The following is a 25,441-nucleotide window of genomic DNA, read 5'->3' on the forward strand; positions in this document are numbered from 1 at the left end:
ATTTATCACATTTAATCTTCCATTTTTTTGCATTAATAAATATGTCTCTTATCACCTTTCAAACCAGAACAAGAGTAAATAACCACCACCCTCTCTCGGCAGGTATATACTTATAATTTTAGGGATGAGAACAAGAACTTATCAACCGCACCGTTTTCGTCGCGGTAGAATTAGATCAAGGAGATTCGAATGACCTCAATCCAAAGAAGAACAAAAATTGTTTCTACTCTTGGACCTTCTACAGATGCACCCGGCATGCTTGAAGCAATTTTGGAAGCCGGCGTGAACGTGGTAAGAATGAATTTTTCACATGGTAGTGCGGAAGATCATCGTGAACGTGCCACCCGAGTCCGTAACATTTCTGCCAAGCTCGGTACTCATGTTGCAATCTTAGGCGACCTTCAGGGTCCCAAAATCCGCGTATCGACCTTTAAAGATGGCAAAGTGCTACTCAACGTAGGGGATATTTTTACTCTTGATAGCAGTTTACCAGCGGGCCAAGGTGATAAAGATGCCGTCGGATTAGACTATAAAGAACTACCAAACGATGTATCGACTGGCGATGTGCTACTCCTTGATGACGGTCGTGTTCAACTGCAGGTAATGGCTGTTAGCGGCACTCAAGTTCGAACCAAAGTCATCATTGGTGGTCCTCTATCAAACAATAAAGGCATCAACAAAAAAGGGGGCGGTCTTTCAGCAGAAGCTCTGACGGAAAAAGATAAAAATGACATCAAGTTAGCCGCAGAGATCAAAGTCGATTACTTAGCCGTTTCATTCCCAAGAAATGGCGAAGATATGAAGTACGCACGCAGACTTGCTACTGATGCTGGACTGCAAACCCGTCTTGTAGCCAAGGTAGAGCGGGCTGAGACCGTCGAAACTGAAGAAAACATAGATGACATCATTCTCGCCTCAGATGCCGTTATGGTGGCTCGTGGAGACCTTGGGGTCGAAATTGGTGACCCCGAGTTGATTGGTGTACAAAAACAACTTATCCGCCGAGCGAGAGCGTTAAATCGAACTGTCATCACAGCCACTCAAATGATGGAATCGATGATGGAAAACCCAATGCCAACGCGTGCTGAGGTTATGGACGTCGCCAACGCGGTTCTCGATGGTACCGATGCGGTGATGCTGTCTGGCGAAACTGCGGCAGGTAAATACCCATTAGAAACAGTGCGTTCTATGGCAGAGGTGTGTGTCGGTGCCGAAAAAATGTCTTCGGTTAACCGCTCCGGCTATCGGATGGACTCGGTGTTTGAAACCGGTGAAGAGACCATAGCTATGTCAACCATGTTCGCAGCCAACCACATGCGCGGCATCAAAGGCATCGTTACCCTAACGGAATCTGGCCGGACTGCACTTATGATGTCACGCTTAAGCTCGGGCCTGCCAATTTTTGCTCTATCAAGAAACGAGCGCACCCTGAATCTATCTGCTTTATACCGCGGCGTGTTCCCGGTCTACTTTGATGACAAAGGAGATACCGGCTTAGAAACTGCCCACGCCGCAGTCGGGGCACTCAGAGAGCGAGGCCTGCTAGATGAAGGAGACTTAGTCATTATCACCCAAGGTGACGTGATGGATGTGGTTGGCTCAACTAACTGCATGCGTATTGTTGCCGCCTAGCACAAAGTAAATCAATCATGTGGGGAGGCGTTATTACTCCCCACACTTCAGCTCAAAGGTAGGTTTGGCGATACATTGAGAAAACGACTCAACAAAACGAAAACCCGCATCTAATCCCACTTGATAATCATGTAATAAGTCTTCTCTCTCACTCATCAATGAACTTGATTTCAGTGGTTGGTCTGGCTTGATTTGAATGATGAAGCAATCGTCCGGCGGGGAGTGTAAAAAGTCCTGCGTCAATGAGTAGGTTTGGTAGTGCACCATCAGCATATCTGCTAAGCCTGAATCAAATTTGTCACCAAGAAGGTGGCTAAGTCGATAAATATCATCAGCGCCGAACAACCATCGCCCCCCGTTGAGCAGTTCCAGATGTGCCTGTTCGCTCTTCTCTAAACGAGAGCGCTCTACTTGTTCATTAAAAAAACTACTCCAGTCTTGTTTCCACTGACTCAGTTTGTCTTGCCAATGCCCTTGAATCACATTGAACGAATCGCGCAACCACTCTACCGAAGGGTCTTGAGTAACCTCTTGTGTGTCCGTAATGAGGTCCTCTCCTTCCGTCCTGATCACCACAATGCAGCGCGCTTCTTGCCGCCAAGCCTCTTGCACTGGAATCGAGGCGGACACACCACCGTCCACATATTCACCATGGGGAAACAAGATAGGTTCAGGGTAGAGCCGAGGAATCGCACACGTGGCAAGAAGAACTCGCCTCCAGTCGTCTTGTAACATGGGTAGATAGTGATCGGACAAGCGATTCGTATCCGTCACTGCAGCGTATGCCTCTCTGCCAGACAAGATCTTGCGTCCCATATCAATATCTAATCTATATGGATAATCACAAATTTTTTCTAATGCCCAATCCATCCCCATATATTGCTTACGACGAATATATCGAAAAAGGTTAAAGAATTCGGAGTCAGTGGTGAGGTCGAGAATAAATGAGCGGCCAATACCATTCTGTCGGCAAAGAAATGCACATAGATTCATCGCACCTGCAGAAGTGCCATAGAAGGAATGAAAAGGATCAAAGTTGGCGAGAAGAAAGGCATCAAGTACACCAGAAGTAAAAATCCCCCTTTGGCCGCCACCTTGTGCAACCAGAGCATTTTTACCGCCAGTGTATTTTTTTAGTCGTTCAGCATCAAACTGTACAGCGGTATTCGTCACGACACCGCAATTTTTCATGGCATTCCTAGGCAGTGGTTACTGCAATCAGGGCATATCCAAGAATAACTGCGAACGCGGCAGCCGTGATCAGTAGGGCATATTTTAGATTGTGTTCCATAGACACCTCCTCGTTGTTTAACAAAGTAATAACATCAGTGTGAGGTATCTTCAATTAATACGCATTTTTCGTGCGGAATTATGGCGTTAGCGTCACACTTAACGTTCCAAATGTAAAAAAGGGCAAAAAATGAAGATCATCTCCCGGCTATTTTTTCCATTCTTGATTATGGGTGCCAGCCCTGTTGCTCAAGCCGATATCTATCTCTCACCTTGGCTAGGTTATACCTTTGGAGGAAGCGTCGAAGATCAAAACCAAAATGAGCTCGATTTGAAGGCTTCAGAAAGTTACGCACTCTCTTTGGAAACCGATGTCGACAAAGGGCGTATGGGGCTGTTTTACGCAAACCAACGTTCAGAGGTCGAAGACGTAAATCTCGACTCTACGATTCACTATTTACACATTCAAAGTAGTATTTACTACCCAGTACAAGATAAGTGGCAATCCTACTTAGGCGTTGGGCTGGGCGCTTCTTATGTCGATGCTGACTGGGTCAAAGATGAATGGGGGTTTTCAGCCAGTATTTTTGGTGGATTTGAGTATCAGATTAGTGACTCGTTCGCTCTCAATACTCAGCTTCGCTGGTTAGGAACTGTAGTTGACAATGAAACCAGTGGCGCGTGTAACCTGCCTGCGGGTGGCGATGGTTCTTGCGTGGTTAAATTCAAGACAGATTGGATGAATCAGTTCTCAGCCAATCTTGGATTCACTTGGTCATTTTAATCCATCACCATGCAGAATTAACAAAGGGCCAGATCAGTGGCCCTCTTCTTCTCGGCTAAGCTAGAACGAATATTTGATGCCTAACGCACCACCTATTTGCAACTCAGGACCAGTGTATAGGTTTAGTTCTGGGTGTACCTGCCCATACATCTCCCAACCCTTGCTAATATCCCACTTCAACCCTAGCGGCACACGAGCGCCAAATTCTTTGTGGTCCCACTCACTCCAACCACCGACGCCTACATACCAAGAAACCGGCGTATTGGCGTCGAACTTGCCTCTTTTTAGAATGTAGTCAAACGCTGCACCATCATTCCCTAAGGTAAAACGATAAGTGCTATCAAGCTCAAGCACAGCACTTAACTCCTGATCCAACGCCATGCCCACGGCAATATTGGTCGCGGTTGGTTCTTCTGCAAATGCAGCCGAACTTGCGGCTGTGGCTATCGCCGCGGCGCCGAGTAGAAAACCTGCGTTTTTCATATTTGGCTTTTCCTATACACAAAATAAAACAGCGTACAATTATCCAAATGCGTAGGAAAAGGATGTCAGAAACAAGTGAAAACGAGTTCAGAGGCGGGTGAATGTAGCAGGTGCGTGCAATATCAACCTTTAGTCTTCGGTTGATTAAACTGTCCTCCTCAAAAGGGAGGGACGACCGAGTTGGGGATATCTCAACGCAAATACTCTATGCCAGAGATTCCCTACTCACTCCTTCGTCATTCTATGGAATGACAAAGTTAGCGCTCAGAGCATAATTATATATAAACAAAAAAGGAGGCCGAAGCCTCCTTTTCGCTATCAGATAAGAAAGTGATTAACCGTTGTTACGGATCCACTCATCCATTTCTGTTTTCAGGTTGTCAGACTTAGTACCGAAGATAGCCTGAACACCACCTGCTACAACTACTACGCCTGCTGCGCCTAGTTGTTTTAGTTTGTCTTGGTTAACAGCTTCAGTATCTGCAACTGCTACACGTAGACGAGTGATACATGCGTCTAGACCAGTAATGTTTGCTTTACCGCCGAACGCTGCAACAAGTTCACCAGCCATGTCCGAACCAGAAGTCACTACTGCTTCTTCAGTTTCATCTTCACGACCAGGAGTCTTAAGGTCCATCGCTTTGATTACTGTGCGGAATACTACGTAGTAGATTGCAGCGTAAACAAGACCAGTCACTACCATCAAACCCATCTTCTGAGAGTTACCAGAAAGAACTAGGAAGTCGATTAGACCGTGTGAGAATGAAGTACCGTGTACGAAGCCTAGAGTGTTAGCAACAACGTATGCAGAACCCGCTAGAAGAGCGTGGATACCGTAAAGTACAGGAGCTACGAATAGGAATGAGAATTCGATTGGCTCAGTGATACCTGTTAGGAATGAAGTCAGTGCCGCAGAAGCCATGATACCCATTACTTTCGCACGGTTTTCTGGCTTAGCAGAATGAGCGATAGCAATAGCAGCAGCTGGTAGACCGAACATCTTGAACATGTAACCACCTGCTAGCTGACCGAAGCCATTGCCCGCAGCACGAGATGCTTCATCAGCAACTAGGTAACAAGTTAGTACGCCGTTTTGAGTTTCGCCAGCAGCGTTCACACAAGTACCTGCTTCGAAGAAGAATGGTACGTTCCAAACGTGGTGTAGACCGAATGGGATTAGAGAACGTTCAACGATACCGTAGATACCGAATGCAACCTGTGGGTTCTGGTGAGCAGCCCAGTCAGAAAACGCTGCAATCGCGCCGCCAATTGGAGGCCATACAACAGAAAGAACTAGACCAAGACCGATCGCTGAGAAACCAGTGATGATTGGCACAGCACGCTTACCAGCGAAGAAGCCAAGGTATTCTGGAAGTTGAATTTTGAAGAAACGGTTGAATGCCCAAGCAGCAACACCACCGACAAGGATACCACCTAGTACACCTGTATCGATTTTTTCAACGCCCATAACGCCAGCCATAACGCCTAGAGTTGCCGTCATGATGCCGTAACCAACGATAGCAGCAAGACCTGCTACACCATCGTTGTTAGTGAAGCCAAGCGCTACACCTACAGCGAATAGTAGAGCCATTTGGCCGAATACTGAACCACCCGCTTGTTCCATTAGGTTAGAAACGATATCTGGAATGAAGCTTAGGTCGGCAGCACCGACACCTAGTAAAATACCTGCAACTGGTAAAACCGATACTGGTAGCATCAGAGCTTTACCAACTTTCTGCAGGTTAGCAAAAAGGTTCTTAAACATGTTTATGCTCCTGAAAAGTTTATAAGATTTATTGGGCTCTAACGGCACACCCCCGTAGCCTTAAATGTTAGCACCCAGAAAAAATGTAACCAATTATGTCACTATAATTTCTGCCTCTAAATATATATTGGGGCCCGATAGACTTTCTAGCTAGTTACGAAATTTAGTTTCAAACTAATAGATAGATCACAATCCAAACTAGGCTTTGAAATGGATTACAGCGGCGTAAAATCATGATTAATAACAAAATAATCAATCAAGGCATTAATTTCGATGGGTAAATAAAATAGATACAGTTGTTATTTCATGTAACAAAATTACAAAGGGCGTTTTTTGGCCTCTCAAGTTCAACAATTTTAGTGAACAAGGCAATTTAATCGCTTGCGCGTGATTTTGATAACAAAAAAAGGAGCCAAAGCCCCTTTTTCACTGTGATTTAATTTTTCATCTTAAAAAAAGATTTCTGAAGTTTTCGCTGGTTTTCTGCCCAACTTCTCCTAACGAACAGCCTTTTAGCTGTGCAATGTAGGAAGCAACCTCAACAACATAAGCGGGCTGGTTCTGTTTTCCTCGATGAGGCACTGGCGCTAAATACGGCGAGTCAGTCTCTATCAGTAGCCTTTCCAGCGGTAGTGACTGGACCACTTGTTTCAGTTCTGTTGCTTGTCTGAAGGTCACGATACCAGAAATCGAGATATAGAAACCCAATTCCATTGCTGCTTCGGCAAACGGTAAGTCTTCGGTAAAACAGTGAATCACACCGCCACATTTATCAGCGCCGCCATTTTTGAGGATATCTAATGTATCTTGGCGAGCATTGCGCGTATGAATGATCAATGGCTTATTCAACTTTACTGCTAAATCTACTTGCTGTTCGAAGCGTAATTTCTGTAAATCCGCGGTTTCCGGCTGATAGTGATAGTCCAATCCCGTCTCACCGATTGCAACAACACGGGGATGCGCCGCGTACTCATGCAGTCGGTCAAGTGCAAAATCACTCTCAACATCTAGAGGATGAACACCACAAGAGGCATAAACATTATCGAACGGCTCTATCATCTCTAGCATGTTTGGGAACGAATCGAGTGTTACACCAACGGACAATAGCTCTGTGACATTAGCTGCTTTCGCTTTCGCAACAACATCAGCAATACCTTCATGTAACTCTTGATAGTCCAGTTTGTCTAAGTGACAGTGAGAATCTACGAACATGTTCCCTCGTAAAATTTAAATAACCAATCTAGGATAAGGAGCTCTGCATTAAGCCCCGTATGTAATCTTAGCTGCTCTAACAACTTTAGCAGTGCTTGGGATTGAGAATAGAGCTGTTGATAATCACTGACTTCAGCCAGCTTGACAGCTCCAGGCACAAAGGATGGCATTGCGAGTCCATAGTGGACCTTTTGAGCATCCGACAATAAGTACCACAACCAACTGAGCGACTCCTGAGGATCCGCTGCCAACTCTTTGGCCAACTTAACCGCATCTGACTGTTGCTGGCAATGCGCAATAAAGTCTTTCTCAATCGAGGTATAACGGCTCACTTTATCTTGCTCAATAAACTCGAGCGCAGCTAATGGCGCGTTGCCATTAATATGAGCTGCATACAAAGGAACCTCGCCGTTATATTGAGAAGAGAGCCACTGCGCGACTGTTTCTGAATTAGGCGGCGTTAAATGCCATTGCTGACAACGACTGGTAATGGTGGGTAATAAAGCGTTAGCACGATGTGCAACCAACAAGAACATACAAGTCGATGACGGCTCTTCCAATGTCTTAAGAAGTGCATTCGCTGCTGATTCATTCATTGCTTCAGCGGGTTCAATCACAAACAGTCGAACCCCTGACAGTTGAGAAGATTCCTGAGCAATGCGGTTACACTGACGAATCTGTTCTACCGTGATCGATTTGCCTTCTTTCTCAGGTTTAATCACATGAAAATCAGGGTGACTCGCAGAACTCATTAGCTGACAACCGTGACAAAAACCACAAGCTTCTGCTGGATAGTTTTGACATATGACAGCTTGGCTAAAAGCGTCAACCAACGTTGACGCTCCCATCCCCTCTTCAGCAACCAACAAAGACGCATTGGAAAAACGATCTGCTTGTAAGTTTGCCTGCCACTCAGTCCACAAGGGCGTTAGCCAAGGGTATAGCTCATTCATCACTTATGCTTTCATCCAGCTCGTTAACACGTTAGAGATATCAGCCGCCACTTTATCAATATCTTGCTCTGCATTGACGACCACAACCGATTCATCTTGCTCAGCGAGTTGCAGATAGCGCTCTCGTGTACGATCAAAGAAGCTCATATCCATCTTCTCAATGCGATCGAGCTCACCGCGGCCACGGGCACGTTCTAAACCTACACGTGGGTCGATATCAAGGTAAATAGTCAGGTCAGGCTTAAAGTCACCAAGTGTCGTTTGTTTCAACGCAAGCATCGTTGCTGCTGGAATCTTACGTCCACCACCTTGATAAGCCTGAGATGACATATCATGACGGTCACCGACCACCCAAGTTCCACTGGTCAGCGCTGGCTTAATTACGTTCTCAACTAACTGAACGCGAGCCGCGTACATTAAAAGAAGCTCAGTCATATCCTGAAGCTGTTCGCCTTCATGCTCTTGCTTGACTAACGTTCTTAATTTTTCTGCAAGTGCGGTTCCGCCTGGCTCACGAGTATTGGTAATCGCGTCAACGCCTGACTGTTTCAGTGTCTCTAATACCGCATTAATTGCTGAACTTTTCCCGGCGCCTTCTAGGCCTTCAATTACAATAAATTTAGCGTTTGTCATTTGTTGCTTCTTAGTTGTCTTAAGTACGCTCGAACTGCGCGATTATGCTCAGCCAAAGATTTAGAAAATACGTGTCCGCCTTTACCGCTAGCGACGAAGTAAAGATAGTTGCTGTCTTCTGGGTTAAGAGCTGCAGCGATAGAAGCTTCCCCCGGCATAGCAATTGGCGTTGGTGGTAGACCAAAAATTGTATAGGTATTGTATGGCGTTGGTGTACGTAGGTCTTTCTTACGGATGTTACCGTCGTACTTGTCACCCATACCATAAATCACCGTCGGGTCCGTTTGCAGACGCATACGCTTATTGAGACGGTTAACGAACACCGATGCAACGCGCTCACGTTCAGACTCAACTGCGGTCTCTTTTTCGATGATCGATGCGAGGATAAGCGCTTCATAGGCTGATTTTAACGGTAGCTTATGTTGACGCTTTGCCCATTGCTCATCTAATACTGTCTGTAGCTTGCTCGCTGCACGTTTCAAGATATCAAGATCAGACGCACCAAAGGTATAGTGATACGTTTCAGCAAGCAGCAACCCTTCAAGCTTTTCATGCTCTGAGCCCAAAAGCTTGGCAATATCTGCTTCAGTTAAACCTTGAAGTTCATGCTCCAAGTAAGGAGAACTCTCTAAAGTTTCTCGCCACTCTTTAAACGTAGAGCCTTCCACAAAAGTAATTGAGAATTGATGTTCTTTGCCCTGCTTAAACTCTTCTAGCACTTCTCTCAAACTCAACTCAGGTTCGATAAGATAAGTACCCGCTCTGAGTTGGGTCAGTTCGGGATGAAAACGACGAACTAACTTTACAACATCACTGCTTTCAATCAGCCCTGCGCTAGTTAAACTTGCGAGTACGCGGTTAAAGCTCGTTCCTGATTCAATAGTAAATATTTGTGGTTCTTCAAGTTGAAGTGGTTGGCTGACATATTGCTCTATCTGCTGAGCAACATAGAAGTAACCTCCTACGGCTACACTAGCAACCAAAAGCAAAAATAGAGTGATTTTCTTGATCACGAGTCGATCATCTCCTGAATTCGTTTTGTAATTTTTCCAATATCAAAGCTTGTGGAACCTATACGGGTAATTGGCGCAACGCCGAGCACCGAGTTAGAGACAAACACTTCATCAGCTGATAGCACATCTTCGAGTTTGAAGTCGCCAATCGAAGCTTTGAGCGATAGGTCACCTAACTGCTCTAATACAACCCGCCTCATCACGCCATTTACCCCAGCATTTCTAAGGTCTGGGGTAAACAGGCTCGAATCTTTGACCCAAAATAGATTCGCCATCGTTGTTTCGACTACATTGTCACAGATATCGAGAACAATACCATCTGCAAAGCCGCCTTTATCCAGCTCTGCTTTAGCGAGAACTTGTTCAAGACGGTTGTTATGTTTATGTCCAGCGAGTAATGGGTTGTGGCCGAGCCGAGTGCGACAGATTCCAAGCTCTAATCCTCTGCTCACCCATTGTTCATAGTGAGGAGGATAAATAAAGTCGCTAATAGTAACATTTGGTGAGGCTACTTGAGTAGGGCTATATCCCCTCCCCCCTTCTCCGCGACTAATATGCAATTTCACACCAGCTTTAACATCTGATTTCACAGCCTGTTGTAACCAGTTCTCGACTTGATGCCAGTCGGGTCGAGGGATAGTAAGTAGATCCAAACAGGCATTCATTCTCTCTATGTGTCTTGACCAGTGTTGGATGCAACCACCTCGCGTCAACATCGTGGTAAAGCAGCCATCGCCATATTGAAATGACCGATCAGACAATGAAACCGAGTCAGCAGGTTTTCCATTAAGCCAAAACATAGTGAGTCCTTGCATCGAATTTATAGGGGTATTAAATAACAAAACGGCTTAATGCCAAAGCATTAAGCCGTTTAATTAGACTCAGTTAAACAGTTCTTTAGATTTTTTTAAATACTAAAGAGCCGTTAGTACCACCGAAACCGAATGAGTTACAAATAGCGTAATCCATTTGTACTTCTTTTGCAGTGTGTGGAACTAGGTCGATATCTTCCAGACCTTCAGCGCGGTTATCTAGGTTGATTGTTGGTGGAACAATCTGATCAACCAAAGACATAACAGTAATGATTGCTTCAACCGAGCCAGCTGCACCTAATAGGTGACCTGTCATAGATTTGGTTGAAGACACTTTAACCTGTTTAACGCCTTCTTCACCTAGAGCACGACGAACACCTTTAATTTCTGCAACATCGCCTGCTGGTGTTGATGTACCGTGAGCGTTCACGTAACCAACTTGAGTACCAACGATACCTGCGTCACGCATTGCCGCTTCCATAGCCAGTGCACCACCAGAACCATCTTCAGATGGAGAAGTCATATGGTAAGCATCACCAGACATACCGAAACCAACAAGTTCAGCGTAGATCTTAGCGCCACGAGCTTTAGCATGTTCGTACTCTTCAAGAACCATCATACCTGCGCCATCACCAAGAACGAAACCGTCACGGTCTACGTCCCATGGGCGTGAAGCTTTTTGAGGCTCATCATTACGAGTAGACAATGCTTTAGCTGCGCCAAAACCAGCCATACCTAGCGGAGTTGATGCTTTTTCTGCACCACCAGCAACCATTGCTTCTGCGTCACCGTATGCGATCATACGTGCCGCGTGACCAATGTTATGAAGACCTGTTGTACACGCCGTCGAGATCGCGATATTAGGACCGCGAAGACCACGCATAATAGATAAGTTACCTGCAACCATGTTAACGATGGTTGATGGAACGAAGAACGGGCTAACCTTACGAGGGCCCTTACCAACTAGCGCTGCATGGCCAGTTTCAATCAGGTCTAGACCACCAATGCCTGAACCGATCGCTACACCAACTCTTGGTGCGTTTTCTTCGTTGATTTGTAAACCAGAGTCATCTAGAGCTTGGATACCTGCTGCGATACCGTACTGGATAAATAGATCCATTTTACGTGCATCTTTCTTTGACATGTATTCAGTACAGTCAAAATCTTTAACAAGACCCGCAAAGCGAGTTGAGAAGTTTTCAGCATCAAAATGTTCGATATTAACGATACCACTTTGACCTGCTAGCAGGGCTTTCCAAGATGATTCTACGGTGTTGCCTACCGGTGACAACATACCCATGCCAGTGACAACAACACGACGCTTGGACACGATATTATTCTCCGGAAAATGAAATGATTCTATGGAAGGATAGAAGGGTTTAAAAGAACACAGGCGGCCAGAAGGCCGCCTGGGAGAGATATTACTGAGCGCTGTTTACGTAGTCGATTGCAGCTTGAACAGTAGTGATTTTCTCAGCTTCTTCGTCTGGAATCTCAGTGTCGAATTCTTCTTCTAGAGCCATTACTAGTTCAACAGTGTCTAGAGAATCAGCACCTAGATCATCAACGAATGAAGCTTCGTTTTTAACTTCAGCTTCGTCTACACCTAGCTGTTCAACAATGATTTTCTTTACGCGTTCTTCGATGTTGCTCATTTTTTCTTTTCCTTTACAGATTTCGCTCAATGCGATGATTCAGTAGTTTATTCGAACTACTGAAAGTTGCAAGAGGGACCTTGCTGGTCAAACCACAATTTTAGCGATTTTAACCGAAATTCAATACATTTTTGACTTAAATCATGCACAAATCTTGTGCAGGATAGTGTCAATAATCTCAAACTATAGGCTACTTTCCTTACAAAAAATAGCCTAGTTGATGACATTAAGTGCAAATTAACACGATTGCAGAGGTTTGAGTGAAAATTAATGAAAAAGTTCACAATTCTCTCTACGAAAGCGTTTTACACCATGTACATACCGCCATTTACATGCAAAGTTTCACCAGTAATGTACGCCGCCTCTGGAGAAGCTAGGAATACAACTGCTGAAGCAATCTCACGTGGGTCACCCAAACGACCTGCTGGTACGTTAGATAGAGTTGCTGCACGTTGGTCGTCATTCAGTGCTTTAGTCATATCTGTTTCGATAAAACCAGGAGCTACTGTGTTGACTGTCACGCCACGAGATGCAACTTCACGAGCCATCGATTTAGTGAAACCAATTACGCCCGCTTTTGCTGCGGCATAGTTGGCTTGACCTGCGTTACCCATAGTACCGACAACTGAACCTACGTTGATGATGCGACCAGCGCGTTTTTTCATCATGCCACGTAGAACCGCTTTAGACATGCGGAAGATTGGCGTTAAGTTAGTGTCGATGATGTCATCCCACTCTGAATCTTTCATGCGCATAAGTAGGTTGTCGCGTGTGATACCAGCATTGTTCACTAGGATATCAATTGCACCAAACTCATCGTTGATCGTTTTCAGCGTTGCTTCGATAGACTCTACATCTGTTACGTTTAGTGCAAGACCTTTACCGTTCTCACCAAGGTACTCGCTGATTGCAGCCGCGCCGCCTTCAGAAGTTGCAGTGCCAATAACCTTTGCACCACGCTCTACAAGCAGTTCAGCGATAGCACGACCGATACCACGGCTTGCACCAGTAACTAGAGCAACTTTGCCTTCTAGGTTCATCATGTTCGTTATTCCTTTGTTCTTAAATTACTTAGCAGCGTCTAGAGATGCAGTATCATTTACCGCAGCGCCACTTAGTGTCTTAACAATTCGTTTTGTTAGGCCAGTTAGAACTTTACCAGGGCCAAGCTCTAGTAATTTCTCTACACCTTGTTCGCTCATTAGCTGTACGCTCTCAGTCCAACGAACTGGGCTGTATAGCTGGCGTACAAGTGCGTCTTTAATTTTCGCTGGATCCGTTTCTGCCACAACGTCTACGTTGTTGATAACAGGCAGTTGAGGTGCATTGAACTCTAGTGCTTCAAGAGCAACAGCTAGCTTGTCCGCTGCCGGCTTCATTAGCGCACAGTGTGAAGGTACTGATACTGGAAGAGGCAGAGCACGCTTAGCGCCCGCTTCTTTACACAGTGCTCCTGCACGCTCTACTGCATCTTTGCTGCCTGCGATAACCACCTGACCTGGAGAGTTGAAGTTTACTGGTGAAACAACTTCGCCTTGCGCTGCTTCTTCACACGCTTTGGCAATAGACTCATCATCAAGACCGATAATTGCGAACATTGCACCAGTACCTGCTGGTACCGCTTCTTGCATTAGTTCACCACGAAGCTGAACAAGTTTGATCGCTTCTTTAAAATCGATAACGCCAGCACATACTAGTGCTGAGTATTCGCCTAGGCTGTGACCCGCTAGATTTGCTGGTTGCTCAAGGCCAAGCTCTTGCCATACACGCCAAATAGCAACAGAAGATGCTAACAATGCTGGTTGAGTACGATGCGTTTGATTGAGATCTTCAGCAGGACCATTTTGAACCAATGCCCATAGGTCGTAGCCTAGAGCGTCAGACGCTTCAGCAAATGTTTGTTTAACTACGTCATACTGCTCGCCAAGCTCAGCAAGCATACCGACAACTTGTGAACCTTGACCTGGAAATACAATAGCAAACTTGCTCATTTTCTTTTCCTTAAAACAAAGTAAGAAAGATAAGATGCCGTTGGCGCATCTTAAATTTTAATCTTGATATTAATACTTAGAACTTGACTAGAGCAGAACCCCAAGTGAAGCCGCCACCAAACGCTTCGAGCAGTAACGTTTGACCACGCTTAATACGACCATCACGTACAGCCTCATCTAGCGCTGTAGGAACAGTCGCCGCAGATGTATTACCGTGCTTATCAAGCGTAATTACTACTTGGTCTAGTGACATCGACAGCTTTTTCGCCGTCGCTGAAATAATGCGGTAGTTGGCTTGGTGTGGCACTAACCAATCTAGCTCAGACTTGTGCATATCGTTTGCAGCAAGCGTATCTTTAACGAGCTTAGACAGTTGCGTTACCGCTACTTTGAATACTTCGTTGCCAGCCATATGTAACCATTTGTCAGCATCTTTGCCGCGCTCAGGTACTTCAAGGCTGAGTAGCTCGCCGAATCGACCATCTGAATAAATGTGTGTCGATAGAATGCCCGGCTCTTCACTTTGACCAACCACAACCGCGCCCGCTGCATCACCAAATAGAATGATCGTTGAACGGTCTGTAGGATCACAAGTTTTAGAGAGCGCATCGGCACCAATAACAAGCACATTTTTGCACATGCCCGATTTAATATGCTGATCAGCCACTGACAATGCGTAAACAAATCCTGAACACGCCGCTGCTAAATCAAACGCTGGACAGCCTTTGATCTCAAGCTTAGCCTGAACCTGACACGCAGATGATGGGAATGTATGGCTGCCGCTCGTGGTAGCAACGATAATAAGGTCGATATCGTCCTTATCAATGCCCGCCATTTCAATCGCGTTTTTCGCAGCGAAGTAACCCATGTCGGCTACTGTTTCATTTTCAGCAGCAATGCGACGTTCTTTAATACCAGTACGAGTGACAATCCACTCATCACTTGTATCTACCATTTTCTCTAGGTCTGCGTTTGAACGCACCTGAGATGGCAGGTAGCTGCCAGTACCTAAAATTTTGCTATACATGAAGACTAATAATGCCTCTCGAGTAAAACCGCTTCCAAACGATCGCTAATACGGTTTGGTACTTGTCGTTGGACCTCATGCAGCGCCTCACCAATTGCATTGATGACTGCGCCTACATCAGCACTTCCGTGGCTTTTTATGACAATGCCGCGCAATCCTAGCAAACTTGCGCCATTATACTGGTCGGGGTTCAATGTTTTTAGCTCATTAAATAAGCTAGAAAATAATTTTCTTGCAATCCAACCCTTTATAGATGAGGCCATCATATGCGATTTCAACTTATCTATAAACAGTTGGGCTGTCCCTTCACACGCTTTAAGACAGACGTTTCCGACAAAACCATCACAAACAACAACATCTGCAGCATCATGAAGAAGTTGATTTCCTTCAATATAGCCAACGAAGTTTACCGATTTGGTTTGAGACAGCATTTCAGCACAGCGCTTGACAAGATCATTACCTTTTATTTCTTCAGCACCTATGTTGAGGATTGCGACTCTCGGTGGTCGTTGTAGATATTGCTCCGCCAATGCACTGCCCATGACAGCAAACTGGAATAGAGAGTCTGCATCACTGGAAACATTCGCACCTAAATCTAGCATCCAAGTACGAGCACCTGAGGCGGTGGGTAAGGCAGAAATAAGTGCAGGGCGTTCAATACCAGGCAGCAACTTGAGTTTAAATCGAGACAAAGCCATTAAAGCGCCGGTATTACCGCAGCTAACACAAGCATCAGCTTGGCTATCGGCAACCAGCTCAATCGCTGTTCCCATTGAACTGCCTTGACTGTTTCTTAGTGCAAGAGAAGGTTTTTCGGAATTAGAGATCACTCGGTCCGTGTGTTGAATACTCAAACGAGGATTCGTCTGAAAACCAAGCGAAGATAATTGAGACGTGATCTGAGATTGATCACCAATAAGGACCACTTTTAGCTCTGGGAAATGCGACAGTGCCTGCACGGCGGCAGGCACTGTGACGCGAGGACCGAAGTCCCCGCCCATTGCATCAAGTGCAACGGTTATATTTTGCAAAGGTCAACCTTACTTGTTGATAACCTTTTTGCCACGGTAGTAACCTTCAGCAGTTACGTTGTGGCGTAGGTGAGTTTCACCTGAAGTTGCGTCTACAGAAAGTGCTGCTGTAGTTAGGGCATCGTGTGAACGACGCATACCACGCATTGAACGTGATTTCTTGCTCTTTTGTACGGCCATTGACCCTACTCCTATGTAAGTATTAAAGAATTACTTCTTTAAGCTTTTTAAAACGTCAAATGGATTCGGCTTCTCTTCTTCCACAATTTCTTCTGGAATCTCGCCAAACACCATATTATCTGAATCAACGCTACAATCCGCTTCTTCGTGCATTGCTATTTGAGGCAAGTTTAGAATGAACTCGTCTTCAACTAACTGTATTAGGTCTAACTCACCGTACTCGTTCAGATCTACCAAATCGTACTCTTCCGGTGCTTCCTCTTCAGTCTTTTCACCGCGATACGGTGTATAGGTGAATTGGACATCGCACTCATGTGCGAAAACCTCATTACAGCGCTGACACTCTAAGTCGACTTCGATGTTAGCTTTACCAGAGATAACAACGAGTCGCTGCTCATCTAAGTCAAATGACAGTGACACTTGGGCGTCGCGTTTAACGCCTTCGACTGATTCCAATAAGCGCTTAAAGAGACTAACTTGAATAATACCTTCAACATCTAGTCGCTTTTGAGCTGAGCGTGTCGGATCAATCGTACGCGGTATTTTTACCTTTTGCATAGGGCGCGAATTCTATCTTCCAAATCGTTTATAGTCAAAGAAAAAGGGCAAAAAGTTATACTTTTTTTCCTTATCAGCGAGAGAGCTAGTATCACAACCATAATATCGATTAAGCTCACACTAACCCGCCGTTAGATTGTAAATTAAAATGCAGAATTACCAACTAGTTTTAGCTTCAACCTCACCATACCGACAACAACTGCTCAATAAACTAGCAGTAGAATTTACGACCGCATCGCCCGAGTTTGATGAGACTCCATTCGAAAATGAAAGTCCAATCGAGCTGGTAACACGCCTCGCCAAAGGCAAAGCGCAGTCATGCGCACTCACAAAACCAAGTTTAGTGATAGGTAGCGATCAAGTTTGCATCATTAACGGCAAAATCATCGGTAAACCTCACACGCGCGAAAAAGCGATCGAGCAGCTCAGCGAACAAAGTGGTCAATCGATTCAGTTTTATACTGGCTTAGCACTATATAATTCGCACACGAAGAAAATAGAGGTAAAGGTCGATACATTTACGGTTCATTTCCGTCAACTGACTGAAAAACAAATCGCCAATTATGTGGATAAAGAACAACCGTTCTTTTGCGCAGGCAGCTTTAAAAGCGAAGGGTTAGGCATCGCACTGTTTGAACGACTAGAAGGCAAAGATCCGAACACCTTGGTCGGGCTTCCGCTGATAGATTTAGTGGATATGCTCGAATCTCAAGGGTTTGAGGTGCTTTAATACCCAGCAGAAAAAACAAAGGGAGACGCTGTTACGTCTCCCCTTTTATATGACCAGCCACTCAATCCGTCATTCCATAGAGCGACGAAGGAGTGAGTAGGGAATCTCCTGCAGTGATCCACTTGCTTTAAAAGATTCCCAACTCGGTCGTTCCTCCCTCTCGGGAATGACAACCTATCAGCTAACGAACTATTTGTTTAGCTTACGCAACCCAACCAATGCTTTCTCTAGCTTAGGCTCCATTGGCGCATTAATCTCCATCCACTCGTCATTCGACGGGTGTTGAAACTTGATATTAGCCGCATGCAAGAACAAGCGGTCTAACCCAACCTGCCCTGTGTAAGCATCAAATCGACGATCGCCATAGCGATCATCCCACGCGATAGGATGGCCTGTATATTGTGTATGTACACGAATCTGGTGCGTACGCCCGGTAATTGGGCTTGCTTGAATCAAGGTTGCCTCGGCAAACTTTTCCAGAATCTTAAAACGAGTTTCTGACGGTTTACCATTCGGGTTAACACGTACAATGCTGTTGACTTCATTTTTCAGCAATGGCGCATTGACCACTTTACAGTTTGCTTTCCATTGACCCATCACCAAAGCGAAGTAAAACTTCTTGACTGTCTTTTCACGGAACTGGGCTTGTAAGTGACGTAATGCAGAGCGCTTCTTCGCAACCAGGAGTATCCCTGATGTATCACGGTCGATACGATGTACCAGTTCTAAAAATCTAGCCTCTGGACGCAGAGCTCGTAGTGCTTCAATCGCGCCAAACTTAAGTCCGCTGCCACCGTGAACCGCTGTACCTGAAGGTTTATTAAGAATCAGCATATGATCGTCTTCATGAATAATCATATATTCTAGTTCTGCGACCTTATTGAGCTTAGTGCTCGGTGCCGCTTCTTCCGGTTTCTCTTCGATGGTCACTGGCGGGATACGAACCAAATCACCTGCTTTTAGTTTGTATTCGGCCTTAATGCGTTTTTTATTTACACGCACCTCTCCCTTACGCAGGATTCGATAAACCATGCTTTTAGGAATACTTTTCAATTGGTTGCGTAAGAAGTTATCAATACGCTGACCTGCCATGTCTTCGTCAATGTCGACGAATTGGACTTTTGTTCTAATTTCGCTCATGCGTTTATTCTAACACCCTAACTTGCGCAGAATCACATTTTCTTCGCAACAAAATGGAAAACAGCTCAATAAGAGTGAATTCCAAATCCTCTACGGATAAAAATCCATCAAATTTATTGTAAATATCAAAAAAGAGCTCAATAACACCGATAAAACAAATACTTATAGAAAATAAAATCAGCTTTTTCAGCGATTTATTATAAAGCAGATTGCTGAGTTTAATGGGTACTGCTATAGTTCACACCTGCAATATATGAGTTGGTTGCATTTTAAACAAACCTTCCCATATTTTGAGCAATAGATTGAGTAGCTCGCTAATTTACCAAAATGCTGCATACGGCGTAAGACATTTTTGAAATTGGCAATCTTGTCACCTACTCGTCGTACATCATGTTGAGTATTTTCCGCCGATTATGCGGCTTACAAGCTGAACGAGAAAAGCTTGTGAGACTGAAGTGCCCCAAGAGCATCCCTCCAGCCGGGAGGCTGCAACGATTAAGCCATGGGATCAGGCACCGTGAATGCGACCGAAATGACAAGAACAAAACAAAAGAATGACAACGAGATTTATCAATGAAAAGAATGTTAATTAACGCAACTCAAAAAGAAGAGTTGCGTGTTGCTTTAGTTGATGGGCAGCGCTTATACGATTTGGATATCGAAAGCCCTGGTCATGAATCTAAAAAAGCAAATATCTACAAAGGACGTATCACACGCATCGAACCAAGCCTAGAAGCGGCTTTTGTTGACTATGGTGCAGAAAGACACGGTTTCCTCCCTCTTAAAGAAATTGCCCGCGAATACTTCCCTGAAGGTTATACCTACCAAGGCCGTCCAAGCATTAAAGAAGTGCTAACCGAAGGCCAAGAAGTAATCGTACAAGTTGAAAAAGAAGAACGTGGTAGCAAGGGCGCTGCTCTTACAACGTTCATCTCTCTCGCTGGTAGTTATCTGGTTCTTATGCCAAACAACCCTCGTGCAGGCGGTATTTCTCGTCGTATCGAAGGTGATGAGCGTACTCAACTTAAAGCTGCACTAAGTACTTTGGAACTGCCTCAGGGCATGGGCCTAATCGTACGTACAGCTGGTGTTGGTAAAAGCGCTGAAGAGCTTGAGTGGGATTTAAACGTACTTCTGAATCACTGGGGCGCAATCAAGCAAGCTTCTGACTCTAACGCTGCACCTTTCTTGATTCACCAAGAGAGTAACGTGATCGTTCGCGCTATCCGTGACTATTTGCGTCGCGATATTGGCGAAATCCTTATCGACAGCAACACAATTTACGAGCGCGCACTTGAGCACATCAGCTTAATTCGCCCGGACTTCGTAAGCCGTGTTAAGAAATACGATGGCGAAGTACCCCTATTTAGCCACTACCAAATCGAAAGTCAGATCGAATCTGCGTTCCAGCGTGAAGTTCGTCTGCCTTCAGGTGGTTCAATCGTAATCGACCCAACAGAAGCGTTAACTTCAATCGATATCAACTCTGCTCGTGCAACGAAAGGTGGTGATATTGAAGAAACAGCTCTAAACACTAACTTAGAAGCTGCTGAAGAGATTGCTCGCCAACTACGTCTACGTGATTTAGGTGGTCTAGTTGTTATCGACTTTATCGACATGACGCCTGTGCGTCACCAGCGTGAAGTTGAAAACCGTCTACGTGATTCTGTTCGTATGGATCGCGCTCGTGTACAAATCGGCCGAATTTCTCGTTTTGGTCTATTGGAAATGTCACGTCAGCGTCTGAGCCCATCTCTTGCAGAAGCTAGTCACCACATCTGTCCTCGCTGTACAGGTACTGGTGTCGTTCGTGACAACGAATCATTAGCGCTATCTGTTCTTCGTCTTATCGAAGAAGAAGCACTGAAAGATAATACTGCGCAAGTACTGGCCGTTGTGCCTGTACCTATCGCCTCTTACCTGCTTAATGAAAAGCGTCGTTCAGTTAACCACATTGAACGCATTCAAGAAGTGAAGATCACTGTTGTACCTAACTCAGACATGGAAACACCGCACTTCGATGTTATCCGTGTTCGTGAAGGTGAAGAGTTTGATCTACTTTCTTACCTACTTCCTCAAAAGCTTGAAGCAATGAAGGAAGCTGAAGGCAAAGAGCCTGTAGAAGTTGAAGCTAAGCCTAAGAAGATCGAAGAGCCTGCACTGAAAGGTTTCGCATCTCCTAGCCAAACGGCTCCAGCGCTAGCAACGCCAGCTCCAACGGCAAAACCTACACCAGAGAAAAAGGCTAAGAGCGAGCCAGCTCAAGACGAACAGCCTGGTTTGGTAAGCCGCTTCTTTAAAGCTTTAGGTAGCTTCTTGTTTGGTTCAACTGAAAAAGAAGAACAGAACAAAGAAGAGCAGAAGCCAAAAGAGCGTAAAGAAGGTAACCGCAATAACCGTAACCGCCGCAATCGTAACGATAACCGTCGCCGTAACAACCGCGATAATCGTAACGACAATCGCAGCGAGAATCGTGAAGACAAACGCGATAACAAGCGTAAGAACACTCGCGATGAAGCAGCGAACGAAGCGAAGCCAAATGAACGTAAGCAGCAGAACCGTAAGCCTAAACAAGATCGCCGTAACAAACGCGATGATGTTAAGCCAAGTAAGGTTGCTGAAGAAGGTCTAAAACTGGCAGCTGACGCTCAGCAAACTGACAAACCTGATGTACGTAAAGAACGTGCAGAAGAGAAAGCAGCAAAAGTTAAAGAGCGTCGCCAACGTCGTAAGTTATCTAAGCAAGTTCGCGTTAAAGACCAAGTGAACAAAGCGAAAGCTGACGAAGAAGCGAAGCAAGTTCAATCCGAAGCAAAAGCGGAGGCTGTTGAAGAGAAAGCAGTAGACGCAGTTTCTGAAGAGTCTGCAGAACAACCAAAACAGCGTCGTAACCGTCGTTCACCTCGTCACCTACGTGCAAGTGGTCAACGTCGTCGTCGTGGTCGCGATCGTCGCCCTAACCCATTCCGCCTACGTAAAGGTGGTGTTGCATCTCCAGAAATGGCGATGGGTAAAGTAATGCCAAGCTACGGCATCACTAAACCAGCACCTAAGCAGCAAGCGAAAACAGACAATGTTAACGCTGTAGCTGTGGAAGCGAGCGCGGAAACAAACGTGGCATCACTAGGTGGCTTTGCTTGTCCTGAGATGGCAATGGGTAAAGTAATCGTTCGTCGTGAACAGCCTGTGGTTGAAGACAAAGTTGAAGTTACAGCTCCTGTTACTCCTGAAGTAAAACCTGAGCCAGTCGTTGAAACACCAGCTGTTGTTGAAGCTCCAGTCGTGGTAGAAACCGTCGCTGAAGAGTCAACACAAGTTGAAGCAACAAAAGCGGCTCCTTCTGAGATTGTTTTACCTCAAAGCTTCAAAGGTCATGCCTCTGCTTCAATGGCAAAAGCTCCTGGCAGCACAGAGATGAAAGAGATCACTGTAAATGCAGCGCCATTCAAAGCAGAACGCTATGAATCACGCGGTGCAGGTAGCCAAGTTGCTCGCAACCAAGCTGGCGCAGCGATGACTAAACCTCAGTTCTAGTCCTGCTATAACTTGTGATTAAACAGCCTCTTATTCAGAGGCTGTTTTTTTATCTCACTAGAGCTTTAACCTGTAACGAGCCCGCTAACGAACTCAATCAATTTTGTTGCGATTAATTGATCACAAATATTGTTCGATACCTGTATCAATCTTGAACTTAATCACACTTTTCGGTAGCATGCGCCGACTCGATCTGAATTGTTAAATTTGGTCTTTCTGCTCTTTTACATTGCATTTTTGCCCGCTGGCGACTAAATACAATTCAGAATACTTTTAAACACTTAGCCAAACTGAGCAAATATGTTTGAATTTCCCCAATTTTCTAAACACTCTGTGAAGAACGATGTGTTGTCAGGCCTAACAGTAGCTCTCGCTCTTGTTCCTGAAGCTGTTGCCTTCGCTTTTGTTGCTGGTGTTGACCCAATGGTTGGTCTATACGCAGCATTTATCGTCGGTCTAATTACTTCTATCTTTGGTGGCCGTCCAGGTATGATTTCTGGTGCAACTGGCGCAATGGCTGTTGTAATGGTCTCTCTGGTCGCATCACACGGTGTCCAATACTTATTTGCGGCAATTATGTTGGCTGGTATTATTCAGGTAGCCGCTGGCGTCTTTAAACTTGGTAAGTTTATCCGCATCGTGCCGCACCCGGTAATGATCGGTTTCGTAAACGGTCTTGCGATAGTTATTTTCCTTGCTCAGCTAGGCCAGTTTAAAGCCCCAGACCTTAGTGGCGCTCTAACTTGGTTACCTCAAGATCAAATGATGTTGATGCTTGGTCTTGTAGCTTTGACTATGGGCATCATCCACTTCCTACCTAAGCTGACAACGGCAGTGCCATCTTCATTGGTTGCTATCGTAACGGTTACATTGCTTGTGGTTGGTCTTGATCTTGAAACTCGCACGGTTGTTGATTTCCTGCGTACTATGTCAGGTGACGAAGCTGCTACGCTTGCTGGTTCTCTGCCAACTTTCTCTATTCCTGCCGTTCCTTTTACGCTTGAAACACTTTACATCATTCTGCCTTACGCGATCATTCTTGCGGCTATCGGTCTGATTGAGTCGCTACTAACGCTAACTGTACTAGACGAAATGACAAATACTCGTGGTCACTCAAACCGCGAATGTGTTGGTCAAGGTATGGCAAACATGACCTGTTCTGTGTTCGGCGCGATGGGTGGTTGTGCCATGATTGGTCAGTCAATGATTAACGTAAACTCAGGTGGTCGAGGTCGTCTATCAGGTATCGTTGCTGCGGTCGCACTGCTGATGTTCATTCTGTTCGGTTCAGCTCTCATTGAGATGATTCCGCTAGCAGCCCTTGTTGGTGTTATGTTCATGGTTGTTATTGGTACGTTTGAGTGGGCAACGTTCAAACTAGCGCGCCGTGTACCAAAACAAGACTTCTTTGTTATCGTCTTAGTAACCGTTGTTACTGTACTCACTGACCTTGCGGTTGCTGTATTCGTTGGTGTTATCGCTTCTGCGCTTATGTTCGCATGGCAGCACGCTAAGCACATCTATGCTGATACTCACACTAATGACGAAGGTTCAAAAGTATACAAGATCAACGGTCCAGTATTCTTTGGCTCGACGGCAAACTTCCTAGAGCTGTTTGATGCTGCAAATGACCCGCAAGACGTAATTGTTGATTTTGCTAACTCTCGTGTTACTGACCATTCAGCAATCGAAGCGATCGATACTATCGCTGAACGCTACTCTGCGCTTGGTAAAACATTGCACCTGCGTCACCTAAGCCAGGACTGTGTTAAGACTCTGCATAAAGCAGGTAGCCTAGTTGAGGCTAACGACGCAGAAGACCCAATCTATAAGGTCATGTCGAGCTAAGGCTTCGCTTATAGCTGTCATAAAAATTAAGGGCTTCCAATTGGAAGCCCTTTTTATTTATCTCTTCAGATTATCCGCCAAATACAGATAGCGAATTACAATAATTTATTTATCTTTTCGCCAAACAGCTCTCGTCGCCAGCTTTGCATCACATCCGGCAGCTTCGCAGGGTCGCGGTCTTTCTTCCACACCCAACTCATTAGCTGGTTTAGTTGCTTCTTAGAGGCTAAAAATTCCGTCGCTAATCCGCTCGCTGCTGACGCGCGTTTCACTTCATCTTTAAGTACTTTGAACTTCTGCTTATAGCCAGGCATATCCATCAGACGCTCTATCTTCTCTGGATACTCTTCTACAGGAGTCATCCTTGCTTGCTTCACGATAGAGATAATACGCGCACTGTGGCGCTGTACAGAGCGAGGATCCATGCCCTCTTGTTCCATACGATTACGATTTTGAATACCTAGCTTAGCGATGGTGAGAAGATCGTTCTCCTTAAACACGAAATTCAGCGCCAAGTCTCGGCGTAGTGCCTCTTTGAGGCGCCAAGTGGCTAACGGTTTTAGGATAGCAAGTTCACTCGGTTTAAGCTGCCAAGCACCTTTCACGTCAAGGTAGGCCATCTCTTGATTAACCGTTTTGATGCGTTTAGATGCAGCAAGGTCGCTCTCTTGTTGCGCTGCTTCCCACCAGCCGGCTTGAGTAATTTTTTCAAATAACTGCTCATACAAAGGCTGTAAGTAGTAAACATCAGCTGCGGCGTATTCGAGTTGCTTGTCCGAAAGAGGTCTTGCAAGCCAATCTGTACGTGACTCGCTTTTATCCAACTCGACACCTAGGTAATTTTCCACCAATGCTGCAAAGCCTGTCGATAAGCCATGCCCAAGGAATGCCGCCATCAGTTGGGTATCAACCATTGGGTATGGTAGACAACCAAAGCTATTGTGGAACACTTCTAAATCTTCACCACAAGCATGCAGCACTTTAAGAACCGAGGTGTCTTTTAGCAGCTCTACAAACGCGGTCATATCTTCAATAACCGTAGGGTCAATCAGTGATAATTTCTCACCGTCGAAGAGCTGAATTAAGCCGAGTTGTGGGTAGTATGTACGCGTACGGACAAACTCCGTATCGAGCATCACGACATCCACATTGCGTGCGCTTTGGCACACCTCTTCCAATTGCGATGATTGGGTAATAATTTGATAGTTCACTAACTTCTCACTATGAGCG

General features: G+C 45.3%; 24 protein-coding genes. 5 read left to right on the forward strand and 19 right to left on the reverse strand.

The window, feature by feature from the left end:
* The first annotated feature begins 189 nt into the window (after positions 1 to 189).
* Positions 190 to 1,632, forward strand: coding sequence for a pyruvate kinase (gene pyk / locus VIA_RS17460; RefSeq protein WP_004414638.1), 1,443 nt, complete (start codon positions 190 to 192; stop codon positions 1,630 to 1,632).
* Between the two features lie 33 nt (positions 1,633 to 1,665).
* Here pyk and VIA_RS17465 read toward each other — a convergent pair whose 3' ends face one another.
* Entirely contained in the window at positions 1,666 to 2,823 is a 1,158-nt protein-coding gene (locus VIA_RS17465) for a patatin-like phospholipase family protein (protein WP_004414639.1), read from the reverse strand.
* A 7-nt stretch (positions 2,824 to 2,830) separates the two neighbouring features.
* Positions 2,831 to 2,923: a cytochrome bd-I oxidase subunit CydH gene (cydH, locus tag VIA_RS22230; protein WP_004416675.1), complete on the reverse strand. Its 93-nt coding sequence runs from the start codon at positions 2,921 to 2,923 to the stop codon at positions 2,831 to 2,833.
* A gap of 129 nt (positions 2,924 to 3,052) precedes the next feature.
* On the opposite strand from cydH, the gene VIA_RS17470 reads away from it, so the two are divergent.
* Entirely contained in the window at positions 3,053 to 3,646 is a 594-nt protein-coding gene (locus VIA_RS17470) for an outer membrane protein (RefSeq protein WP_004414642.1), read from the forward strand.
* 60 nt (positions 3,647 to 3,706) lie between these two features.
* Here VIA_RS17470 and VIA_RS17475 read toward each other — a convergent pair whose 3' ends face one another.
* From VIA_RS17475 to yceD, 15 genes are all read right to left on the reverse strand, one after another.
* The gene (locus VIA_RS17475; RefSeq protein ID WP_004414644.1) at positions 3,707 to 4,129 is read right to left on the reverse strand and encodes a hypothetical protein; all 423 of its coding nucleotides are present in this window, start codon (positions 4,127 to 4,129) and stop codon (positions 3,707 to 3,709) included.
* A gap of 334 nt (positions 4,130 to 4,463) precedes the next feature.
* Positions 4,464 to 5,894 (reverse strand): PTS glucose transporter subunit IIBC, encoded by a 1,431-nt coding sequence (gene ptsG / locus VIA_RS17480; RefSeq protein ID WP_004414646.1) that lies wholly within the window; start codon positions 5,892 to 5,894, stop codon positions 4,464 to 4,466.
* A 444-nt stretch (positions 5,895 to 6,338) separates the two neighbouring features.
* Positions 6,339 to 7,106, reverse strand: coding sequence for a TatD family hydrolase (locus tag VIA_RS17485; RefSeq protein ID WP_004414647.1), 768 nt, complete (start codon positions 7,104 to 7,106; stop codon positions 6,339 to 6,341).
* Positions 7,097 to 8,059: a DNA polymerase III subunit delta' gene (holB, locus tag VIA_RS17490; protein WP_004416677.1), complete on the reverse strand. Its 963-nt coding sequence runs from the start codon at positions 8,057 to 8,059 to the stop codon at positions 7,097 to 7,099. The genes VIA_RS17485 and holB overlap by 10 nt, the downstream gene beginning before the upstream one ends.
* A 3-nt stretch (positions 8,060 to 8,062) precedes the next feature.
* Positions 8,063 to 8,692 carry a dTMP kinase gene (gene tmk, locus VIA_RS17495; protein WP_004414652.1) on the reverse strand — a complete coding sequence of 210 codons (630 nt, stop codon included), beginning with the start codon at positions 8,690 to 8,692 and terminating at the stop codon, positions 8,063 to 8,065.
* Positions 8,689 to 9,705, reverse strand: a complete 1,017-nt coding sequence (mltG, locus tag VIA_RS17500; RefSeq protein ID WP_004414654.1) for an endolytic transglycosylase MltG — start codon at positions 9,703 to 9,705, stop codon at positions 8,689 to 8,691. The genes tmk and mltG overlap by 4 nt, the downstream gene beginning before the upstream one ends.
* A complete protein-coding gene (gene pabC / locus VIA_RS17505; protein WP_004414656.1) occupies positions 9,702 to 10,505 on the reverse strand; it encodes an aminodeoxychorismate lyase in 804 nt (267 codons plus the stop codon). The genes mltG and pabC overlap by 4 nt, the downstream gene beginning before the upstream one ends.
* A 97-nt stretch (positions 10,506 to 10,602) precedes the next feature.
* Positions 10,603 to 11,847, reverse strand: a complete 1,245-nt coding sequence (fabF, locus tag VIA_RS17510; RefSeq protein WP_004414657.1) for a beta-ketoacyl-ACP synthase II — start codon at positions 11,845 to 11,847, stop codon at positions 10,603 to 10,605.
* A 91-nt stretch (positions 11,848 to 11,938) separates the two neighbouring features.
* On the reverse strand, positions 11,939 to 12,172 hold the full coding sequence (gene acpP, locus VIA_RS17515) for an acyl carrier protein (protein WP_004406112.1): 234 nt from the start codon (positions 12,170 to 12,172) through the stop codon (positions 11,939 to 11,941).
* Between the two features lie 305 nt (positions 12,173 to 12,477).
* On the reverse strand, positions 12,478 to 13,212 hold the full coding sequence (gene fabG / locus VIA_RS17520; protein ID WP_004416680.1) for a 3-oxoacyl-ACP reductase FabG: 735 nt from the start codon (positions 13,210 to 13,212) through the stop codon (positions 12,478 to 12,480).
* A gap of 27 nt (positions 13,213 to 13,239) precedes the next feature.
* Entirely contained in the window at positions 13,240 to 14,163 is a 924-nt protein-coding gene (fabD, locus tag VIA_RS17525) for an ACP S-malonyltransferase (protein WP_004414660.1), read from the reverse strand.
* A 76-nt stretch (positions 14,164 to 14,239) separates the two neighbouring features.
* Positions 14,240 to 15,190, reverse strand: a complete 951-nt coding sequence (locus VIA_RS17530) for a beta-ketoacyl-ACP synthase III (RefSeq protein WP_004414662.1) — start codon at positions 15,188 to 15,190, stop codon at positions 14,240 to 14,242.
* Positions 15,191 to 15,195: 5 nt separating this feature from the next.
* Complete coding sequence (plsX, locus tag VIA_RS17535; protein WP_004414663.1) at positions 15,196 to 16,221, reverse strand: phosphate acyltransferase PlsX; 1,026 nt, start codon at positions 16,219 to 16,221, stop codon at positions 15,196 to 15,198.
* A 9-nt stretch (positions 16,222 to 16,230) separates the two neighbouring features.
* Positions 16,231 to 16,401 carry a 50S ribosomal protein L32 gene (rpmF, locus tag VIA_RS17540; protein WP_004414666.1) on the reverse strand — a complete coding sequence of 57 codons (171 nt, stop codon included), beginning with the start codon at positions 16,399 to 16,401 and terminating at the stop codon, positions 16,231 to 16,233.
* A gap of 30 nt (positions 16,402 to 16,431) precedes the next feature.
* Positions 16,432 to 16,959 carry a 23S rRNA accumulation protein YceD gene (gene yceD, locus VIA_RS17545; RefSeq protein WP_004414667.1) on the reverse strand — a complete coding sequence of 176 codons (528 nt, stop codon included), beginning with the start codon at positions 16,957 to 16,959 and terminating at the stop codon, positions 16,432 to 16,434.
* A 148-nt stretch (positions 16,960 to 17,107) separates the two neighbouring features.
* Here yceD and VIA_RS17550 point away from each other — a divergent pair, with 148 nt between their 5' ends.
* Entirely contained in the window at positions 17,108 to 17,689 is a 582-nt protein-coding gene (locus tag VIA_RS17550) for a Maf family protein (RefSeq protein ID WP_004414668.1), read from the forward strand.
* Positions 17,690 to 17,878: 189 nt separating this feature from the next.
* Here VIA_RS17550 and rluC read toward each other — a convergent pair whose 3' ends face one another.
* The gene (gene rluC / locus VIA_RS17555; protein ID WP_004416682.1) at positions 17,879 to 18,829 is read right to left on the reverse strand and encodes a 23S rRNA pseudouridine(955/2504/2580) synthase RluC; all 951 of its coding nucleotides are present in this window, start codon (positions 18,827 to 18,829) and stop codon (positions 17,879 to 17,881) included.
* A 573-nt stretch (positions 18,830 to 19,402) separates the two neighbouring features.
* Here rluC and rne point away from each other — a divergent pair.
* Positions 19,403 to 22,363 (forward strand): ribonuclease E, encoded by a 2,961-nt coding sequence (gene rne, locus VIA_RS17560; protein WP_004416684.1) that lies wholly within the window; start codon positions 19,403 to 19,405, stop codon positions 22,361 to 22,363.
* A 300-nt stretch (positions 22,364 to 22,663) separates the two neighbouring features.
* Positions 22,664 to 24,211: a SulP family inorganic anion transporter gene (locus tag VIA_RS17565; protein WP_004416686.1), complete on the forward strand. Its 1,548-nt coding sequence runs from the start codon at positions 22,664 to 22,666 to the stop codon at positions 24,209 to 24,211.
* Positions 24,212 to 24,306: 95 nt separating this feature from the next.
* Here VIA_RS17565 and rnd read toward each other — a convergent pair whose 3' ends face one another.
* Positions 24,307 to 25,422 carry a ribonuclease D gene (rnd, locus tag VIA_RS17570; RefSeq protein WP_004414672.1) on the reverse strand — a complete coding sequence of 372 codons (1,116 nt, stop codon included), beginning with the start codon at positions 25,420 to 25,422 and terminating at the stop codon, positions 24,307 to 24,309.
* Positions 25,423 to 25,441: the final 19 nt, after the last annotated feature.

This window comes from Vibrio orientalis CIP 102891 = ATCC 33934, from assembly GCF_000176235.1.
GTDB classification, from domain to species: Bacteria; Pseudomonadota; Gammaproteobacteria; order Enterobacterales; family Vibrionaceae; genus Vibrio; species Vibrio orientalis.

What these genes read in the sequence shown, in the direction of transcription:
- pyk (WP_004414638.1), top strand. Translation starts at nt 190, where the DNA reads ATGACCTCAATCCAAAGAAGAACAAAAATTGTTTCTACTCTTGGACCT.
- tmk (WP_004414652.1), bottom strand. Translation starts at nt 8,692, where the DNA reads ATGACAAACGCTAAATTTATTGTAATTGAAGGCCTAGAAGGCGCCGGG.
- acpP (WP_004406112.1), bottom strand. Translation starts at nt 12,172, where the DNA reads ATGAGCAACATCGAAGAACGCGTAAAGAAAATCATTGTTGAACAGCTA.
- VIA_RS17485 (WP_004414647.1), bottom strand. Translation starts at nt 7,106, where the DNA reads ATGTTCGTAGATTCTCACTGTCACTTAGACAAACTGGACTATCAAGAG.
- fabD (WP_004414660.1), bottom strand. Translation starts at nt 14,163, where the DNA reads ATGAGCAAGTTTGCTATTGTATTTCCAGGTCAAGGTTCACAAGTTGTC.
- ptsG (WP_004414646.1), bottom strand. Translation starts at nt 5,894, where the DNA reads ATGTTTAAGAACCTTTTTGCTAACCTGCAGAAAGTTGGTAAAGCTCTG.
- rne (WP_004416684.1), top strand. Translation starts at nt 19,403, where the DNA reads ATGAAAAGAATGTTAATTAACGCAACTCAAAAAGAAGAGTTGCGTGTT.
- cydH (WP_004416675.1), bottom strand. Translation starts at nt 2,923, where the DNA reads ATGGAACACAATCTAAAATATGCCCTACTGATCACGGCTGCCGCGTTC.
- VIA_RS17565 (WP_004416686.1), top strand. Translation starts at nt 22,664, where the DNA reads ATGTTTGAATTTCCCCAATTTTCTAAACACTCTGTGAAGAACGATGTG.
- rluC (WP_004416682.1), bottom strand. Translation starts at nt 18,829, where the DNA reads ATGAGCGAAATTAGAACAAAAGTCCAATTCGTCGACATTGACGAAGAC.
- yceD (WP_004414667.1), bottom strand. Translation starts at nt 16,959, where the DNA reads ATGCAAAAGGTAAAAATACCGCGTACGATTGATCCGACACGCTCAGCT.
- rpmF (WP_004414666.1), bottom strand. Translation starts at nt 16,401, where the DNA reads ATGGCCGTACAAAAGAGCAAGAAATCACGTTCAATGCGTGGTATGCGT.
- VIA_RS17465 (WP_004414639.1), bottom strand. Translation starts at nt 2,823, where the DNA reads ATGAAAAATTGCGGTGTCGTGACGAATACCGCTGTACAGTTTGATGCT.
- fabG (WP_004416680.1), bottom strand. Translation starts at nt 13,212, where the DNA reads ATGAACCTAGAAGGCAAAGTTGCTCTAGTTACTGGTGCAAGCCGTGGT.
- holB (WP_004416677.1), bottom strand. Translation starts at nt 8,059, where the DNA reads ATGAATGAGCTATACCCTTGGCTAACGCCCTTGTGGACTGAGTGGCAG.
- VIA_RS17550 (WP_004414668.1), top strand. Translation starts at nt 17,108, where the DNA reads ATGCAGAATTACCAACTAGTTTTAGCTTCAACCTCACCATACCGACAA.
- pabC (WP_004414656.1), bottom strand. Translation starts at nt 10,505, where the DNA reads ATGTTTTGGCTTAATGGAAAACCTGCTGACTCGGTTTCATTGTCTGAT.
- VIA_RS17470 (WP_004414642.1), top strand. Translation starts at nt 3,053, where the DNA reads ATGAAGATCATCTCCCGGCTATTTTTTCCATTCTTGATTATGGGTGCC.
- VIA_RS17530 (WP_004414662.1), bottom strand. Translation starts at nt 15,190, where the DNA reads ATGTATAGCAAAATTTTAGGTACTGGCAGCTACCTGCCATCTCAGGTG.
- VIA_RS17475 (WP_004414644.1), bottom strand. Translation starts at nt 4,129, where the DNA reads ATGAAAAACGCAGGTTTTCTACTCGGCGCCGCGGCGATAGCCACAGCC.